This is a genomic window from Cognatazoarcus halotolerans, from assembly GCF_009800965.1.
Lineage (GTDB): Bacteria > Pseudomonadota > Gammaproteobacteria > Burkholderiales > Rhodocyclaceae > Cognatazoarcus > Cognatazoarcus halotolerans.
This window is the reverse complement of the sequence record NZ_WUAF01000002.1, coordinates 409,587-426,696: the sequence shown is the minus strand read 5'-3', so window position 1 is coordinate 426,696 and position 17,110 is coordinate 409,587. Positions and strand designations below refer to the sequence as shown.

Genomic DNA, 17,110 nt, shown 5'->3' with positions numbered 1-17,110 from the left:
ACGGCGGCGTGCTGGCGATCGCCGGCGACGACCCGAGTTGCAAGAGCTCCTCGCTGTGCAGCCAGTCCGAGCCGATGCTCATGCACGTGGGCATGCCCTCGCTGTATCCGAGCAACGTCCAGGAGATTCTCGACCTGGGCCTGCACGGCTACCAGATGTCGCGCCTGTCGGGGCTGTGGGTCGGGCTCAAGATCGTCACCAACGTGGCCGACGGCACCGGCACCGCCGACATCAGCCCCGAGCGGCTCGACTTCGTCACCCCCGATCTGACCTTCGACGGCGTGCCCTTCACCCCGCGCATGAACCTGGGCATGAACGTGCGTGCCGAGGCGCTCGAGATGGAGCAGTCGCTCTACACCCGCCGCCTCGAGGTGGCCAAGCGCTACGCGCGGGCCAACAACCTGAACAACGTGGTGTTCCCCAACCCGGATGCGTGGCTGGGCATCATCACCGCCGGCAAGACCTACCACGACCTGCGCCAGGCCTTCCTCGAGCTGGGCCTGGACGATGCCGCGCTCAGGCGCTACGGCATCCGCATCCTCAAGATGGGCATGCTCTTCCCGATGGAGCCCACCATCGTGCGCGAGTTCGCCCAGGGGCTCGAGGAGATCCTCGTCATCGAGGAGAAGCGCCCCTTCCTCGAGATGTTCGCCAAGAACGTGCTCTACGGCATGGCCAACGCGCCGCGCATCGTCGGCAAGTTCGACGAGCAGGAGCAGGAGCTGCTGCCGCACTACGGCGAGTTCGAGTCCGACGTGATCTGCCGCGCGCTCACCAAGCGGCTCTCGCAGAAGGCCCGCATCGAGTCGGCCGAGGCCTGGCTCGCGCGGCTCGACGAGGTGCACTCGCGCGGCAAGCTGCCCACCGCCACGCGTACCGCCTGGTACTGCTCGGGCTGCCCGCACAACAGCTCGACCGTGGCCCCCGAGGGCAGCATCGTCTCGGCCGGCATCGGCTGCCACACCATGGCCATGTGGATGGACCGCAACGTGGTGATGGGCACCCACATGGGCGCCGAGGGCGCGCAGTGGATCGGCATGACGCCCTTCACCGAGACCGGCCACATCTTCCAGAACATGGGCGACGGCACCTACGCCCACTCGGGCAGCCTGGCGATCCGCTACGCCGCCTCGACCGATGTGAACATCACCTTCAAGCTGCTGGTCAATGCCCACACCTCGATGACCGGCGGCCAGGCCATCCAGGGCGCCCACCCGGTGGCCAAGATGGTCTCCGACCTGCTCGCCAACGGGGTGCGCCGGATCATCGTCACCACCGACGATCCGGGCAAGTACACCGGGGTGCGCCTGGACGGGCACACCGAGGTGTGGCACCGCGACCGCCTCGACGAGGCGCAGAAGGAGCTCGCCGCCACGCCCGGCACCACGGTGCTGCTGCACGACCAGGAGTGCGCCGCCGAGCTGCGCCGCGCGAGGAGCCGCGGCAAGGCCGAGGAGCCGCAGGAAGTGGTGGTGATCAACGAGCGGGTGTGCGAGGGCTGCGGCGACTGCGGCGAGAAGTCCAACTGCATGAGCGTCGAGCCGGTGCAGACCGAGTTCGGGCGCAAGACGCGCATCCACGAGTCCTCGTGCAACAAGGACTACTCCTGCGTGAAGGGCTTCTGCCCGTCCTTCCTGACCATCACCCCGAACCCGGCGCCGGCCTCGGCGGAGGCGGGCAAGAAGAAAAAGAAGAAGGGCCGCATTCCGGCGCTCGAGCGCGCGCTGGTCGAGCCGCAGTCCAAGGTCGATGCGAGCTTTGGCTTCGGCATCCACGTGATGGGCATCGGCGGCACCGGCTCGGTGACGGTGGTGGCGACCATCGCCAACGCCGCGCGGCTCGAGGGCAAGCACGTGATCGGCCTCGACCAGACCGGCCTTGCCCAGAAGGGCGGCGCGGTGATCTCGGACATCAAGATCACCCACGCGCCGTTCGACGGCTCGAACAAGATCTCCGACGGGCGCTCGGACCTGTACCTGGGCTTCGACATCCTCAACGCGACCGATCCGAAGAACCTCGACAAGTGCCACCCCTCGCGCACCATCGCGGTGGTCTCGACCACCCAGACGCCGACCGGGCAGATGATCTCGGACCGTCATGTGATGTTCCCGGCGACCGCGCGGCTGACCGCCGGCATCGACCGGGTCACGCGCAAGGAGGAGAACGTCTATATCGACGGCCAGGCGCTGGCCGAGGGCCTCTTCGGCGATGCCATGGCGACCAACAACTTCATGGTCGGGGTGGCCTTCCAGGCGGGGACCATCCCGCTCAAGGCCGAATCGATCGAGGCGGCCATCCGCAACAGCGGGGTGGCGGTGGAGATGAGCCTGGCGGCCTTCCGCTGGGGCCGCATGGCGGTGATCGACCGGGCCTTCGTCGAGGCCGAGATCGCACGTGCCAACGCGGTGTCGGCGAGCGAGGCGGCGGCCCATCCGCAGCTCTCGGCGGCGGCGCGGGCGATCGTCGATGCCGTCGGCGCCAAGGGCGAGACCAGGCGGCTGCTCGAAGTGCGGGTGCCGGACCTGATCGACTACCAGGACGAGGCCTACGCGAAGCGCTACGCCGATGTGGTCAAGCGCGTGGTGGCGGCTGAAGCCAAGGCGGTGCCGGGTCAGTCCGGCCTGTCGGAAGCGGCCGCGCGTTACCTCTACAAGCTGATGGCCTTCAAGGACGAGTTCGAAGTGGCCCGGCTGCACACCGACCCGGCCTTCCTCGCTTCGCTCGATGCGCGCTTCAAGCACGGCTACACGGTCAAGTACAACCTCGCCCCGCCGCTGCTCGCCGAGCGTGACCCGGCCACCGGCGAGCTGCAGAAGAAGACCTACGGGGCGTGGATGCTGAACGCCTTCCGCTGGATGGCCCGCTTCAAGGGGCTGCGCGGCGGCGCGCTCGATCTCTTCAGCAAGACCGAGGAGCGGCGCACCGAGCGGGCACTCATCGAGGACTACATCGGGCTGCTCGAGCAGATCTGCTCGAAGCTGGGCGCCGCCAACCACGGCGCCGCGGTGGCCCTGGCCAGCGTCCCCGACGAGATCCGCGGCTACGGCCACGTCAAGGAAAAGAGCATCGCCGCAGCAAAGGCCCTGCAGCAGCAACGCCTGCAGGACTTCCTCAATCCGAAAACCGAAAAGGTCGCGGCGTGAGCCCGGCACCCCACGCGTCGCATCTACCCGTAACGAAAATTCGTACGAATACGAGCCGTTTGATCACAGGAGGAGAAAAATCATGAAAAAGACATATATCGGGATGTTTGCCGCCACGGCACTTGCTTCGACCGTGACCTTCGCCCAGGCACCAGGCAAGGTCAAGGTCGGCCTGATGCTTCCCGCCACGGGCACCTACGCAGCACTGGGAACCGCCATCGAGAACGGCTTCAGGCTGTATGTCGACGAACAGGGCGGCAAGCTCGGCGGGCGCGAGATCGAGTTCGTGAAACTGGATGACGAATCCGACCCCTCAAAGGCCACCGACAATGCCAAGAAGCTGATCAAGCGCGACAACGTCGACGTGCTGGTCGGTACGGTTCACTCCGGGGTGGCAATGGCCATGGCCAAGGTCGCCAAGGACACCGGCACCCTGCTGATCGTGCCGAACGCCGGCGCCGACGCGGTGACCGGCCCGATGTGCGCCCAGAACATCTTCCGCAGCTCGTTCAGCAACTGGCAACCGGGCTTTGCAATGGGTGAGGCCGCTGCCAAGAAGGGTTACAAGAAGGCGGTCACGATCACCTGGAAATATGCAGCCGGACAGGAATCGATCAACGGCTTCAAGGAGGCATTCGAGAAGAACGGCGGCAAGGTCACCGACGACTTGCAGGTTCCCTTCCCCAATGTCGAATTCCAGGCACTGCTGACCCAGATCGCGGCAAGCAAGCCTGACGTCGTCTACACCTTCTTTGCCGGTGGCGGCGCAGTGAAGTTCGTCAAGGATTACGCAAGCTCCGGGCTCAAGGCCACGATCCCGCTGGTTGGCGCAGGCTTCCTCACCGACGGTACGCTCGATGCCCAGGGCGCTGACGCGGAGGGCATCCAGACCACGCTGCACTACGCCGACAGTCTCGGCACACCGCGTGACAATGCTTTCCGCCTCGCCTATGCCAAGGCTTTCAAGAGCCAGCCCGACGTCTATGCGGTGCAAGGCTATGACGCCGCGCAGATGCTGGGCATCGGCCTGACCGCAGTAAATGGCGATGTGTCGAAGAAAGCCGAATTCGCGGCAGCACTCGAAAAGGCCAAGATCGACAGCCCCCGTGGCGCCTTCACCCTCTCCAAGGCACACAACCCGATTCAGGACATCTACCTTCGCCAGGTAAGCGGCAAGGAAAACAAGGTCGTCGGCATCGCCAGCAAGGCCTTGGCCGACCCCGCCCGCGGCTGCCGCATGTAAAGCGTCGCCCCGCATCTCCGGCACTCCACCAACGGGCCGCCCCCTTGACCGGGCGGCGGTCCAGACGAGGCTACGCGCATGGATTTCACGATTTTTCTGATACAGCTGCTGAACTCGCTTCAGTACGGACTACTGCTCTTCCTGGTGGCCTCGGGCCTGACGCTGATCTTCGGGATCATGGGCGTCATCAACCTGGCGCATGGCAGCTTCTACATGATCGGCGGTTACATGGCCTTCGCGCTCGCGCCGATCGTTGCAGCCACCTTTGGCGGCGGTTTTTTCAGCACCCTGTGCGTCGGCCTGGTGCTGGCCGTCGTACTCGGCTACGTGCTCGAGTGGGCCTTCTATAGCTACCTCTACGAGCGCGAGCACTTGCAGCAGGTCCTCATGACCTATGGGTTGATCCTGGTCTTCGAGGAACTTCGCAGCCTGCTCGTCGGCGACGACGTGCATGGTGTCAAGGTCCCCGACCTGCTGGCCGGCTCGCTGCCGCTTGGCGAGGTGATGACCTACCCGGTCTATCGGCTCTTCATCAGCGCGGTCTGCGTGGCACTGGCACTGGGCATGTACTTCGTTTTCTCACGGACCCGCCTCGGCATGATGATCCGCGCGGGGAGCACCAACCGCGAGATGGTGCAGTCGCTCGGCATCGACATCAAGTTCCTCTACCGCGTGGTGTTCGCGGCCGGGGTGGCGATTGCCGTGCTGGCCGGGATGGTGGCCGCCCCGGTGTCGTCGGTCTATCCGGGCATGGGGAACCAGGTCCTGATCATCTGCTTCGTGGTGGTGGTGATCGGCGGCATCGGCTCGATTCGCGGCGCGCTGGTCGCAGCCCTGCTCATCGGTCTGGTGGACACTTTCGGCAAGGTCTTGTTGCCGGACGCGGCCGGCGTGCTGGTCTACGTATTGATGGCGCTGATCCTGCTGTGGAAGCCGGACGGCCTGTTCAAGGCAGGGTGAAATCATGACAAACAACGACACTTCAAAGTCAGTCTTCGTCGCGGCGATCTTTGCCGCCCTGGCGATCTACCCATTCACCGGCAGCGAATTCGGTACCGATCTGGTGACCACGACCATGGTCTTCGCCATCTTTGCGCTCAGCCTAGAGCTGCTCGTCGGCGGTACGGGCCTGGTGTGCTTCGGTCAAGCCGCGTTCTTCGGTATCGGCGCGTATTCGGCGGTACTGCTGTCCCCGCAGTATGACCCGGGGTCGGTCGCGATACTGCTGCCCGCAGCGGTGCTGACGGCCGCACTCTACGCCCTGTTCGTCGGCGCCCTGTCGCTTCGCACCAAGGGGGTGTACTTCATCATGGTGACCCTGGCCTTCGCCCAGATGGCCTATTTCGTCGTCCATGACACCTCGCTGGGCGGTGGCACCGATGGCATCTACATGACCGTGAAACCCACCCTCGGCGCAATCGACCTGGGCGACACGCAAGCCCTCTACTGGGTCACCTATGTGCTGTTGATCGCGGTGTTCGTGTTTCTCGCAGTGCTTTCGCGCTCGCGCTTCGGCCGGGCCCTGGCAGGCATCCGGGTCAACGAACAGCGCATGCGCGCAACCGGTTTCTCGACCTACCCGTACAAGCTCGCGGCCTTCACCATCTCCGGCGCGATCGCGGGTCTCGGCGGGTTCCTGTTCGCGGTCAAGGACGGTGCGGTCAACCCGGAGCTGATGAGCTGGCACCTTTCGGGCTCGGTCCTGGTGATGATCATCCTGGGTGGCATCGGCCACCTTCGCGGGGCCCTGATCGGCGCCTTCGCGTTCGTTCTGCTGGAAGAGCTTTTCAAATCGGAGGCGATCTTCGGTGAATTCTCGAAGCACTGGCACCTCGGGCTCGGCATGACGATCATCGCCAGCGTCGCGCTGCTGCCGCGCGGTCTGGTCGGCCTGCCCGGTCAATGGGGTCAACATCTGCTGGGGCGTGCGACACGCCGCGCCGAAGACATGGAGGTACAAAATGCCAAAGCCTGACAGCGCATCCAAGGTATTGCTCCGCGGCCGGGATATCACGCGGCGCTGGGGCGGCCTGGTCGCCCTCAACAAGGTGTCGGTGGAGCTCGAGCGCGGCAGCCTGCACGCCGTGATCGGAACCAACGGGGCGGGCAAATCCACGCTCATCAATATCCTCTCGGGCGAGTTCCCGCCTTCCGAAGGACAGGTGGAGCTGCTCGGCCAGGACGTGACCGACTGGTCCCAGCCCAAGCGCGCGCGCTCCGGACTTGGCCGCAGCTACCAGCGCAACACGATCTACCCGAGCTTCAGCGTCATGGAAAACTGCCGGCTCGCGGCCCAGGCGCGCAAACCCGCGCCGTGGGCCTGGTGGCAGAGCGCGGCGCGCTGTGAAGTCAGCACCGCGGCGGCCCACGACGCGGCCGTGCGGGTCGGCCTCGGCAACGCGCTCGATCGTACCGCCGGCCTGCTCAGCCACGGCCAGAAACGCCAGCTCGAGATCGCCATGTGCCTCGCCACCGGACCGGAAGTGCTGCTGCTCGACGAGCCGCTCGCGGGGATGGGCGCCGAAGAGACCGAACGCATGCTGACCCTGCTCGAACAACTGCGCCCCGATCACGCGATCCTGCTGGTCGAACACGACATGGACGCGGTCTTCCGTGCGGCCGATCGCATCACGGTGATGGTCAATGGCCAGGTGATCGCATCGGGCTCGCCCGACTTCATTCGCAACAGCCCCGAAGTCAAGACCGCTTACCTGGGAGATCATTGACATGGCCCCGACGGATCCAATCCTCGACGCCCGGAACATCCATGCCTGGTACGGATCGAGTCACGTCTTGCACGGCATCGATCTTAAGATCGCCCGTGGCGAGACCGTCGGCCTGCTCGGCCGCAACGGCATGGGAAAGAGCACCCTGATCCGCACCCTTCTCGGCCACGTCACCCAGCGGGATGGACAGATCCACCTGTTCGGACACGACGTCTCGAAGAGCAAACCGCACGAGGTGGCACGCCGCGGCGTCGCCTACGTGCCGGAGGGGCGCGGGGTATTCCCGAATCTCACCGTGCGCGAGAACCTCATCATGGCCGCCCGCCCCTCGCGTGAAGCAAGCCGGGGCTGGAGCTACGAACGGGTGCTCGAGACCTTTCCGCGCCTCACCGAACGGCTCACCAACCTCGGCTCGCAACTTTCCGGTGGCGAACAGCAGATGGTGTCGATCGGACGCGCGCTGATGACCCAGCCCGACCTGGTCATTCTCGACGAGGCCACCGAAGGTCTGGCGCCGCTGATCGTGAACGAGATCTGGAACGTGATCGGCGACATTCGCGACAGCGGCATCGCAACGCTGATCGTCGACCGCGATTTCCGGCGCGTGCTGGAGCACAGCGACAACGCGCTGGTATTGCAGAAAGGGCTGGTCGAGCTTGCCGGCCCGGCCTCGAAGGTCGCGGACGATCCGGCGCTGTCCGGACTGCTCGGCGTCTGAACAAGGCTACCAAGACAATCAAGGAGTTTGCGATGCGCAAAGCCATCACCATCATCAAGGACGAGCACCGTGCCCTTGCCGCGGTACTGCGTGGCCTGGAGTACCTGATCGGACAGATTCGCGACGGCAAGCAGAAGCCCGATTTCGCGCTGTTCAAGTCGATGCTCGCCTACGTCAAGGATTTCCCCGACAAGCTGCATCACCCCAAGGAGGACGAGTACGTCTACCACACCCTGCGCGAACGCGATCCCTCGGCCGCGCCGATGCTCGACGAACTCGAAGACGAGCACCGCTGCGGACCCGAGTTCATTCAGCGCGTTGCGACCGCCCTGCAGGAGTACGAGCGCGACCCTTCGCGCTTCGATGCCTTTGCCAAGGCAATGGCCGAGTACACGCAGTTCCAGTGGGAGCACATGCGCAAGGAGGAGGATGTCATCCTGCCGCTCGCCGAAAAATCGCTCCTGCCCGAGGACTGGACCGAGATCGACTCGGCCTTCGGCTCCAACGCTGACCCGCTGGTCGGCGTCGGCACGCAGAAGGAGTTCCGCGACCTGTTCCGCAAGGTGGTCAATCTGATGCCCGCACCGATGGGACTCGGGCCGGAAGCGAAGTAAGAAGGATCGCTCCACCCGTATTCGCCAGCCATCGCTGGCGAATACGGGTTTCAACACCGCACTTCCCGCTAGAAGGTCTCGACCGGAAAGCGGACCATCGCGTCACCGGCTTCTCGCACCGTAGCAGCCAGCGCGGCCGCCTGAGGGCCGACCGTCGCCATGTAAAAGCGCGCCAGTTCGACCAGGCTCTTCAGGTAGTCGCCATCGTAGCCGGGCTCCGGCAAACCAAGCCGCCTTTTTGCCGCCAGCGCAGCGCGGGCAAGCTGCCAGCCCCCGCAGACGGTACCCAGCACGTACAGAAACGGCACCGCGCCGGCCAACACTTCCGCAAGATGGTCGTGGCCATTGCGAAGAATCCACTCGGATGCCGACTCGAGCGCATCGATGCTGTCGGAAAGCGCATCACTGATCTCGCCCAGCGCACCGTCACTGCTGAGTTCGGCCACCGTGGCCCGCAACTCGGCAATCAGTTCGCGCAGCGTCTCACCGTTCTCACGCAGGATCTTGCGACCGACCAGATCGTTGGCCTGGATGCCGGTGGTGCCCTCGTAGATGGTGATGATGCGAGCGTCCCGGAAGAACTGGGCGATACCGGTTTCCTCGACGAATCCCATGCCGCCGAAGATCTGGATCGCGTCGTCGCAGACATCGTTGCCGAGCTCGGTACACCATCCCTTGGCCACCGGCATCAGCAGATCGACGAAGCGCCGATGCCTGTCCGCCACCGCGGCATCGGGATGCTTATGGGCAATGTCGAACCATCCGGCCGCGGTGTACAACAAGGCACGCATCGCCATCACCCGGGCGCGCATCGACAGCAGCATTCGCTTGACGTCGGGATGATGGATGATCGTCTGGCTGCCCTCGCCGGTTGCCATGGTGCGTCCCTGCACCCGTTCGCGGGCATAGCCCAGGGCCATCTGGTAAGCCCGCTCGCCGAGCCCTGCGCCCTGCACCCCGACGCCGAAGCGTGCCTCGTTCATCATGATGAACATGGTTTCGAGACCCCGGTTGGGCTTGCCTACCAGCCAGCCGACCGCTCCCCCGCCGTCACCGAATGACAGGGTGCACGTCGGGCTGCCATGGATGCCCATCTTGTGTTCGATGGAGATGCAGCGCACATCGTTACGCCCGGCCGGATTGCCGTCGGCATCGAGCAGGTACTTGGGCACGATGAACAGCGACAGTCCCTTGACCCCGGCCGGCGCGTCCGGCAGACGGGCCAGCACCAGGTGCACGATATTGGGGGCCAGGTCGTGCTCGCCATAGGAGATGAAGATCTTCTGGCCGAACAGCTTGTAGCTGCCGTCGCCCTGCGGTTCTGCGCGGGTGCGGGTGGCGGCAAGGTCAGAGCCGGCCTGCGGCTCGGTGAGGTTCATGGTGCTGGCCCATTCGCCACTCACCACCTTGTGCAGCCAGGTCTGCTTCTGCTCCTCGCTGGCAGCGATCAGCAAGGCCTCTGCCTGACCGACGTTGAGCTGGGGCAACATCGTGAACGCCATGTTGGTGGAGAACCACATCTCCCACACCGGCGTCGACACCAGCTTGGGCAGTCCCTGCCCGCCGAATTCCTGGGGCAGCGACAGCCCCATCCAGCCAGCCTCGCAAAACTGATCGTAGGCGGACTGCCAGCCGTCCGGCGTGTGCACAGAGCCGTCCTCGTCCAGTCGGCAACCCTGCAGGTCGCCTTGCTGGTTGATCGGTGCCAGCACACCGGCGGCAAACTTGCCGGCCTCTTCCATGATGGCCGAAACCAGGTCCGGCGACGCATCCTCGCAACCCGGAAGCTGGCCGATCTCCTCGAGCCCGGCCAGTTCGGCAAGAATGAACTGCATGTCCCGCAACGGGGCCTTGTAGTCGTACATTGAACACCTCGCATTCCTGAATGGGCGGTCGGGCCGCGGCAAATCTCGCGCCCCGCCCCGCCCGGTGAGACGGATCAGCTGCACATCGCCCGATAGTCCTCGGGTATCGGCACCGCCTTGATGCGCAGCGGGTTGTCGGGATCCTGCACCGCGAAAACCCGCACCTCGCGCCCTTCGCACAACACCGTGTCGCTGCGCCTTGCGACGTGGCGCATGACGAAGCTCTTGCCGCGCCACGCCTCGACACAGGACTCGATCTCGATGTCCTCGCCGTAGGTCGCGGAATTGACGAAGCGCGCCTGGGCGTCAACCAGCGGCGTACCGATGATGCCGCGCTCGGCCTGGGTCTCGCGCCACTGGGGTACCCCGCAAGCAGTGAAGAACTCGCGGGCCGAGGTGTCGAACCACTTGAAGTAGTTGGCGAAGAAGACGATCTGCGCCGGATCGCAATCGCTGAAGGCGATGCGCATGCGGTAGACGTTGCGCACGCTCATCGCGCCTCCCGGCCGGCCGGACGCTGTCCGAGCAATGCGCCGAGCCGCTGCCATTCGGGACGGAATATTTCCACGTCCATCAGGGTCAGATCGCGGATCAGCGGCTTGAAGCGCATGTGGGCGAGGATGTCCCGCTCGAGGTCCACACCGGGGGCGATCTCGATCAACTCGACCCCCGCATCGCCGAGACGGAATACCGCCCGCTCGGTCACATACAGCACGGTCTGGCCGATTCGCCGTGCGTAATCACCGCTGAAGGTGATCTGCTCGACCTCTTCCATGAACTTGCAGCCCGTGCCATCGCTACGGATGGCCAGTTTTCCATCCTCGATGCCGAGATCGGAGTCACCAGCAGTGAAAGTGCCGCAGAACACCACCTTCTTCGCGTTCTGGGTGATGTTGATGAAGCCCCCGCAACCAACCGGCCGGCCGCTGAACTTGCTGACGTTCACATTCCCGTTTCCATCGGTCTGGGCCAGCCCGAGGAAGGCGACATCGATGCCGCCGCCGTCGTAGAAATCGAACTGCGCCGCCTGCTCGATCACCGCGTCGGCATTGCTGGCGTGGCCGAAGTCGAAGCCGCCTGCAGGCACGCCACCGATCGGTCCGGTCTCCAGCGTCAGCGACATCAGGTGATCGATGTGCTCTTCCGCCGCCACCGCGGCCACGCCTTCGGGCATTCCGATGCCCAGATTCACCACCGCGCCCGGTGTCAGTTCCATTGCGGCACGCCGCGCGATGATCTTGCGCGGGTCCAGCGGCATGCTGGCCAGGGAACCCCGCACCACCTTGATATCCCCCGAGTAGGCCGGGTTGTAATAGGTGCTCATGGTCTGCAGATGATTCTCCGGGCGGGCCTTCACCACGTAGTCCACCACGATGCCGGGCACCGTCACGGCGCGCGGATGCAGCGAGCCGGCCTTGACCACATGCTCGACCTGGGCGATCACGATGCCGCCACACGCCCTGGCCGCCTGGGCGACCGACAGGCTCTCGAGCAGCACACCCTCGCGCTCCATGGTGATGTTGCCGTTCTCGTCGGCGACCGAGCCGCGGATCAGGGCCACATCCACCTTCGGCGCCCTGAAGTACAGCCACTCCTCGCCGTCGAGGTGCATCACCTCGACCAGGTCCTCGACCGCAGCGGCGTTTACCTTGCCGCCCTCGATACGCGGATCAACGAAGGTACCCAGCCCGACCCGGGTGATGAAGCCGGGCCGGCGCCCGGCAATCTCGCGCGGCAGCCTGCACAGCGCGCCCTGGGGCATGTTGTAGGCCTCGAGGCGGTTTTCCATGATCAGCTTCATGAGGCTCGGTCCACCGACGCCGAAGTGTCCGCCGACGATGCGCTTGAGCAAGCCCTCATGGGCAAAATGGTGAACGCCCCGGTCGCGCCCGTTGCCCACGCCGGTGGCGTGGTAGAGCGTCAGGTCGCGGGGATGACCGGTGCTCTGGAAGGCTTCGGAAACCGCCTTCGCGACTTCCTCTGCAAAACCGGCAAGACCCATCCCGGTGCAATACAGGGTGGCGCCGTTGGGAATCAGCCGGGCGACGTCACCGGCTTCGATGAATCGTGTCATGGCTACCAGTCTCCGGCTGATCAGCGGGGCGCAAGGCGGATCGCGCCATCCAGCCGGATGGTTTCGCCGTTGAGCATCACGTTGTCGATGATCGACAGCGCCAGCCGTGCGAACTCCTCGGGCTGGCCCAGCCGCGACGGGAAAGGCACCGCCTCGCCGAGCGACTTCTGTACCTCGGCGGGCAGGGTGTGCATCATCGGCGTCAGGAACAGGCCCGGGGCGATGGTCATCACGCGGATGCCGCTGCGCGCCAGCTCGCGGGCGATCGGCAGCGTCATCGCGACGATGCCGCCCTTCGAGGCGGCGTAGGCCGCTTGGCCGATCTGGCCGTCGTAGGCCGCCACCGAAGCGGTGTTGATGATCACCCCGCGCTCGCCGTCCGGCCCCGGCTCGCCCTTGGCCATGGTATCGGCCGCGATGCGGATCATGTTGAAGGTGCCGACCAGGTTCACCTGGATCGAGCGGCTGAAGGCCTCGAGCGGCATCGGCCCTTCCTTGCCGAGCACCCGCGCGGCGTTGCCGATGCCGGCACAGCTCACCAGGCCCTGCAGGCCGCCGAAGCGCGACACCGCGAGGGCGACGGCCGCCTGCGCGTCGGCTTCGTCTGCGACGTTGGTGCGGGCAAAGGCCGCGCGGCTGCCGAGCTCGGCAACCAGCGCGTCGCCCTGCTCGGTGTTGAGATCGGCGATCACCACGTTCGCGCCGGCCCCGTGCAGCGCCCGCACGGTCGCAGTCCCCAGACCGGAGGCGCCGCCGGTGACGATGAAGGTATTGTTTTCGGTTTTCATGATCGAGGCTCCGTTCAGACGTTTTCCAGCACCACGGCGACACCCTGGCCACCACCCGCGCAGGCCGACGAGACGCCGTACTGCACACCATCCGCCTTGAGCTGGCGGGCCACGGTGTGGGTCAGGCGCACACCCGAGGCGCCCAGCGGATGACCGATGGCGATCGCACCGCCGCGGCTGTTGGCGCGCTCCGGGTCGAACCCGAGCTCGTGCTGGCAGGCCAGGAACTGGGCGCCGAAGGCCTCGTTGATCTCGATGCGGTCGATGTCGCTGACCGCGATGCCGCACCTGGCTGCCGCGGCACGGATGGCCGGCGCCGGGCCGATCCCCATGATCTCGGGCGGCACGGCCACCGCGGCACCGCCGACGATGCGCGCCAGCGGCTTGAGCCCGTTGGCCCGCACCCAGTCGCCGCGCGCGACGATCACCGCCGCCGCGCCATCGACGATAGCCGAGCTGTTGCCGCCGGTCTGCACTCCGCCGAAGGCCGGCTTGAGCTTCTGCAGCGTCTCGAAGGCGGTGGCACGCACATGACCGTCGCGCGCAAAGGTCTCGAGGCGGTCTGCCAGCTTGATGCCGCGCGGCTTGTAGCCTTCGAGCTCCCATTTGGCGTTGCTCACGGCCGACACCTCGTCGGCATACCAGCCGGCATCCCATGCGGCGGCAGCCCGGCCGAAGCTGCGCTCGGCAAAGCGATCGACCTCTTCGCGGCTGATGCCGTAGCGCTTGGCCAGGTTCTCCGAGGTGTCACCCATGCTGATGCCCGGTGCGGTGTCCTTGGTGGCTTCCCACAGGAAGTCACGGAAATCGACCTGCCCCATGCGGAAGCCCGCACGATGGGTGTAGGCCGCCACCGGGTTTCGCGACATCGATTCGGCTCCGACCGCCAGCACCACGCTGGCCTTGCCGAGGGCGATGTGCTCGGCGGCGTTGAGGATGGTCTCGAAGCCGGTGCAGCACAGCCGCTGGACCAGCAGTGCCGGCACATTGGGATTCACGCCGGAGTAGAGCCCGATGTGACGCGGCAGGAAGTAGGCGTCGAAGCTCGACTGGGCCATGTTGCCGGCGATGATGGCGTTGACCTCACCGGCCGGGATGCCGCTGCTGGCAAACAGCGCGCGGGCGGCGCAGATGCCCAGATCGGTGGCGGAGGCGTCCCGCAGCGGGCCGTTGTAGTCGGCAAACGGGGTGCGCTGGCCGGCCACCAGCCAGATGTCGTCGTAGGTGGCGGAGAGGGCTGCCGCCTCGGAAGCGGCGAATGCGTTCGAAGTGCTCATGTGCGGGGTCCTTGTCCTTTGCGCTCGAGGAAGGCGCCGATGCGTTCGGCCACTTCCGGGCTGGTCTGGGTGAGTGCGGCGGTCAGCGACTCGACAAAGAAGCCGTCGTCGCTCGCCATGTTGTCGATGCGGGCGATCGCGGTGCACATCGCCCAGTTAGCCATCGGCGCGTTCTCGGCGACGCGCGCCGCGAGTTGCTGGGCCTTGGCGAGGCTCTCGCCTTCGCCGACCAGGTAATGCGACAGGCCCAGGCGCTGGCCTTCGTCGGCATCGAGGATGCGGCCGGTGAGCATCATTTCGCACATCCGGCCCGGGCCGATGATCTTCGCAACCCGAACGGAGGCGCCACCACCGACGAAGATGCCGTGGCGGCCTTCCGGCAGCTGATAGATGGTGTCCGGCTCGGCAACGCGGATGTGGGTGGCGGTTGCCAGCTCCAGTCCGCCGCCGATCACCGCGCCGTGCAGGGCCGAGATGACCGGGATGCCGCCGTTCTGGATGCGATGGAAGATTCGGTGCCAGCTCTGGGAATGCTGCATCACACCGAAGGGCTCGCGGTGCTGGTGCTCGGCGAGATCCAGGCCGGCACAGAAATGCTTGCCGTCACCGCTCAGGATGATCGCCCGGGTCCCCTCCGGCGTTGCCAGGAAGGCCGCCTCCAGCGCAGCCAGCAGGCGATCGCTGACTGCGTTGCGCTTGGCCGGCCGGGCCAGCGCGATGGTGTAGATGTTTCCGTCTTGCGACGTTCTGACGAGTTGTTCGCTCATGCTCGTTTTCCTTGATTCAGACTGCGGAATGGACCGTGATGACGGTCTTGTCCGGGACATCCGCGTACAGATACTCGACCAGGTCGCTGCGCCGGTTCAGCACCGCCCGTTGGTTGATGTAGCCCTTGTCGGTGATCTCGCCCGCCTCGACCGAGGGCGGCTCCGCCAGCAGCAAGGCACGGCTGGCATAGGTGGAGGTGCCCCCGCCGCGCTGCCTGAGCGCCTGCAGGCCGGCGCGCACCTGGTTGATCACGGCCGGGTTGGAGAGCACTTGCTCGACCGGCGCGTCGGGCGGCAGCCCGGGGCACAGGGCCCGGCACTCGGGAACGTTGGGAAACACCAGGAAGCCGATCTCGTCGCGGTCGTGACCGGCCACCACGATGTCCTGGGCCACCGGTTTCATGGCGTCGATGCCGCTCACCCGCAATGAGCCGACGTGCACCCAGGTTCCGGTCAGCAGCTTGAAGTCCTCGCCGACCCGACCGTCGAAGAGCAGCCCCCGTGTCGGGTGGGCCAGGTCGACGAACTCGACCGCGTCGCCGATCATGTAGTAGCCCTCGTCATCGAACGCGTTGGCGGTCATGTCGGGCTGGCGCCAGTAGCCGGGAAAGACGTTGGGCCCCTTGATGCGCACTTCCATCTTGTCGGCCGCGGGCACCAGCTTGAGCGCAGTGCCCGGAATCGGCACCCCGATCACCCCGGGGCGTACCGAGCGGAAGTGACTGTCCGCCGAGAGCGGTGCCGTCTCGGTGGAGCCCCAACCGGACACCATCAGGATCCGGTGACCGGTCGCCTCGACCGACAGATCCTCGAGCGCAACCCACAGGTGATGCGGCAGCGCGGCGCCCGCGTAGAAGATGAATTTCAGCCGGCGGAAGAAGTTGTCGCGCAACTGCTTGTCGGCCCGCAGCACCGGCACCAGCATGTCGTAGGCACGCGGCACGTTGAAGTACACCGTCGGAGAGATTTCCTTGAGGTTCCGGATCGTCTTCTCGAGACCCGCCGGTGTCGGCTTGCCTTCATCGATATAGATGGAGCCGCCCCAGCGCAATACCATGTTGAAGTCGTGATTGCTGCCGAAGGTATGGCTCCAGGGCAGCCATTCGACGAGAACCGGCGGCTCCGACGCAAGGAATGGCCACATCAGTTCCTTCGCCTTCTGGTTCGAGCACAGCATGCGCTGGGTATTGATGACCGCCTTGGGCGTGCCCACCGAACCGGAGGTAAACAGGAACTTGGCGATGGTGTCCGGCGTGATGCGGGAAAAGGCCGACATCACCGCAGCCTCGTTGGCATTCGTCTCCAGTTCGGAAAACGGAATCGTGCCATCCACCACGCCACTCGCCCCGCCCGCCACCACCACCCCGCTGTGCAGGTCCCGCACCGCCTCGATCGCCGGCATGAAACGCTCGATGGGATCGGCGTAGATCACACCCGGACGCAACAGCTCAATATTGCCCTTGAGCTTGCCGTGGTCCGTGGACATCAGCGAATTGCCCGGCGAGATCGCGCAGGAGGGCACCCCGATGTGCATCGCCGCCAGCATCAGCAGCGCATGCTCGATCGAGTTGTCGGAGAGAATCACCACCGGCCGTTCGGGCGACAGGTTCTGCCCCAGCAGCCAGGTCGCGATCGCCACCACCCGGCGCCGTGCGTCGGCATAGGTGAGCCGACGCCATTCGCCGTCCTTGTCGCGTTCGGCCAGGAACAGGCGCTCCGGCGCAGCCCGCGCCCAGTGTTCAAGCCACTCGCCCACGCAGCGACTGTAGTTTTCCGGCAGCGGAATGCCGGAGCGCAGGATGCGCGTACCGTCCGCACGGGCTTCGATCAGCACCGTCGGGTCAACGAACATCTCTTCGCCTGACGCAGCCTTTGCCATTGCACCTGTTTCCATG

Annotated in this window: 14 protein-coding genes; 7 read left to right on the top strand and 7 right to left on the bottom strand. The window is 65.7% G+C overall.

Annotated features, from left to right (window positions below; genetic code table 11):
- The 7 genes from GQB03_RS04930 to GQB03_RS04900 all read left to right on the top strand — a co-directional run.
- A partial coding sequence (locus GQB03_RS04930) for an indolepyruvate ferredoxin oxidoreductase family protein (RefSeq protein WP_159685182.1) occupies positions 1 to 3,143 on the top strand: 3,143 nt, incomplete at its 5' end.
- Between the two features lie 82 nt (positions 3,144 to 3,225).
- On the top strand, positions 3,226 to 4,386 hold the full coding sequence (locus tag GQB03_RS04925) for an ABC transporter substrate-binding protein (RefSeq protein ID WP_159685179.1): 1,161 nt from the start codon (positions 3,226 to 3,228) through the stop codon (positions 4,384 to 4,386).
- A 78-nt stretch (positions 4,387 to 4,464) separates the two neighbouring features.
- Positions 4,465 to 5,346: a branched-chain amino acid ABC transporter permease gene (locus GQB03_RS04920; RefSeq protein ID WP_159685176.1), complete on the top strand. Its 882-nt coding sequence runs from the start codon at positions 4,465 to 4,467 to the stop codon at positions 5,344 to 5,346.
- Positions 5,347 to 5,350: 4 nt separating this feature from the next.
- Entirely contained in the window at positions 5,351 to 6,361 is a 1,011-nt protein-coding gene (locus GQB03_RS04915) for a branched-chain amino acid ABC transporter permease (protein WP_159685173.1), read from the top strand.
- Positions 6,348 to 7,112: an ABC transporter ATP-binding protein gene (locus GQB03_RS04910; protein WP_159685170.1), complete on the top strand. Its 765-nt coding sequence runs from the start codon at positions 6,348 to 6,350 to the stop codon at positions 7,110 to 7,112. The genes GQB03_RS04915 and GQB03_RS04910 overlap by 14 nt, the downstream gene beginning before the upstream one ends.
- 1 nt (position 7,113) lies before the next feature.
- Positions 7,114 to 7,830 carry an ABC transporter ATP-binding protein gene (locus GQB03_RS04905; RefSeq protein WP_159685167.1) on the top strand — a complete coding sequence of 239 codons (717 nt, stop codon included), beginning with the start codon at positions 7,114 to 7,116 and terminating at the stop codon, positions 7,828 to 7,830.
- Between the two features lie 32 nt (positions 7,831 to 7,862).
- Positions 7,863 to 8,444: a hemerythrin domain-containing protein gene (locus GQB03_RS04900; protein ID WP_159685164.1), complete on the top strand. Its 582-nt coding sequence runs from the start codon at positions 7,863 to 7,865 to the stop codon at positions 8,442 to 8,444.
- Between the two features lie 68 nt (positions 8,445 to 8,512).
- Here the strand turns inward: GQB03_RS04900 and GQB03_RS04895 are convergent, their stop codons facing one another.
- The 7 genes from GQB03_RS04895 to GQB03_RS04865 all read right to left on the bottom strand — a co-directional run bounded on the left by GQB03_RS04895 (position 8,513) and on the right by GQB03_RS04865 (position 17,109).
- A complete protein-coding gene (locus tag GQB03_RS04895; protein ID WP_159685161.1) occupies positions 8,513 to 10,309 on the bottom strand; it encodes an acyl-CoA dehydrogenase in 1,797 nt (598 codons plus the stop codon).
- Positions 10,310 to 10,383: 74 nt separating this feature from the next.
- On the bottom strand, positions 10,384 to 10,803 hold the full coding sequence (locus GQB03_RS04890; protein WP_159685158.1) for an acyl-CoA thioesterase: 420 nt from the start codon (positions 10,801 to 10,803) through the stop codon (positions 10,384 to 10,386).
- A complete protein-coding gene (locus tag GQB03_RS04885; protein WP_159685155.1) occupies positions 10,800 to 12,383 on the bottom strand; it encodes an acyl CoA:acetate/3-ketoacid CoA transferase in 1,584 nt (527 codons plus the stop codon). Before GQB03_RS04885 ends, GQB03_RS04890 begins: the two co-directional genes overlap by 4 nt.
- 20 nt (positions 12,384 to 12,403) lie before the next feature.
- Positions 12,404 to 13,171 (bottom strand): 3-hydroxyacyl-CoA dehydrogenase, encoded by a 768-nt coding sequence (locus GQB03_RS04880; RefSeq protein WP_159685153.1) that lies wholly within the window; start codon positions 13,169 to 13,171, stop codon positions 12,404 to 12,406.
- A 14-nt stretch (positions 13,172 to 13,185) separates the two neighbouring features.
- Positions 13,186 to 14,448, bottom strand: a complete 1,263-nt coding sequence (locus GQB03_RS04875; protein WP_159685150.1) for a thiolase family protein — start codon at positions 14,446 to 14,448, stop codon at positions 13,186 to 13,188.
- Positions 14,445 to 15,215: a crotonase/enoyl-CoA hydratase family protein gene (locus tag GQB03_RS04870; protein WP_159685147.1), complete on the bottom strand. Its 771-nt coding sequence runs from the start codon at positions 15,213 to 15,215 to the stop codon at positions 14,445 to 14,447. Before GQB03_RS04870 ends, GQB03_RS04875 begins: the two co-directional genes overlap by 4 nt.
- 16 nt (positions 15,216 to 15,231) lie before the next feature.
- Positions 15,232 to 17,109 carry a feruloyl-CoA synthase gene (locus GQB03_RS04865; protein WP_235026945.1) on the bottom strand — a complete coding sequence of 626 codons (1,878 nt, stop codon included), beginning with the start codon at positions 17,107 to 17,109 and terminating at the stop codon, positions 15,232 to 15,234.
- Position 17,110: the final 1 nt, after the last annotated feature.

Bases quoted from the DNA above. Each gene is read 5' to 3' on its own strand.
- GQB03_RS04925 (WP_159685179.1), top strand. From the start codon at position 3,226: ATGAAAAAGACATATATCGGGATGTTTGCCGCCACGGCACTTGCTTCG.
- GQB03_RS04920 (WP_159685176.1), top strand. From the start codon at position 4,465: ATGGATTTCACGATTTTTCTGATACAGCTGCTGAACTCGCTTCAGTAC.
- GQB03_RS04915 (WP_159685173.1), top strand. From the start codon at position 5,351: ATGACAAACAACGACACTTCAAAGTCAGTCTTCGTCGCGGCGATCTTT.
- GQB03_RS04910 (WP_159685170.1), top strand. From the start codon at position 6,348: ATGCCAAAGCCTGACAGCGCATCCAAGGTATTGCTCCGCGGCCGGGAT.
- GQB03_RS04905 (WP_159685167.1), top strand. From the start codon at position 7,114: ATGGCCCCGACGGATCCAATCCTCGACGCCCGGAACATCCATGCCTGG.
- GQB03_RS04900 (WP_159685164.1), top strand. From the start codon at position 7,863: ATGCGCAAAGCCATCACCATCATCAAGGACGAGCACCGTGCCCTTGCC.
- GQB03_RS04895 (WP_159685161.1), bottom strand. From the start codon at position 10,309: ATGTACGACTACAAGGCCCCGTTGCGGGACATGCAGTTCATTCTTGCC.
- GQB03_RS04890 (WP_159685158.1), bottom strand. From the start codon at position 10,803: ATGAGCGTGCGCAACGTCTACCGCATGCGCATCGCCTTCAGCGATTGC.
- GQB03_RS04885 (WP_159685155.1), bottom strand. From the start codon at position 12,383: ATGACACGATTCATCGAAGCCGGTGACGTCGCCCGGCTGATTCCCAAC.
- GQB03_RS04880 (WP_159685153.1), bottom strand. From the start codon at position 13,171: ATGAAAACCGAAAACAATACCTTCATCGTCACCGGCGGCGCCTCCGGT.
- GQB03_RS04875 (WP_159685150.1), bottom strand. From the start codon at position 14,448: ATGAGCACTTCGAACGCATTCGCCGCTTCCGAGGCGGCAGCCCTCTCC.
- GQB03_RS04870 (WP_159685147.1), bottom strand. From the start codon at position 15,215: ATGAGCGAACAACTCGTCAGAACGTCGCAAGACGGAAACATCTACACC.
- GQB03_RS04865 (WP_235026945.1), bottom strand. From the start codon at position 17,109: ATGGAAACAGGTGCAATGGCAAAGGCTGCGTCAGGCGAAGAGATGTTC.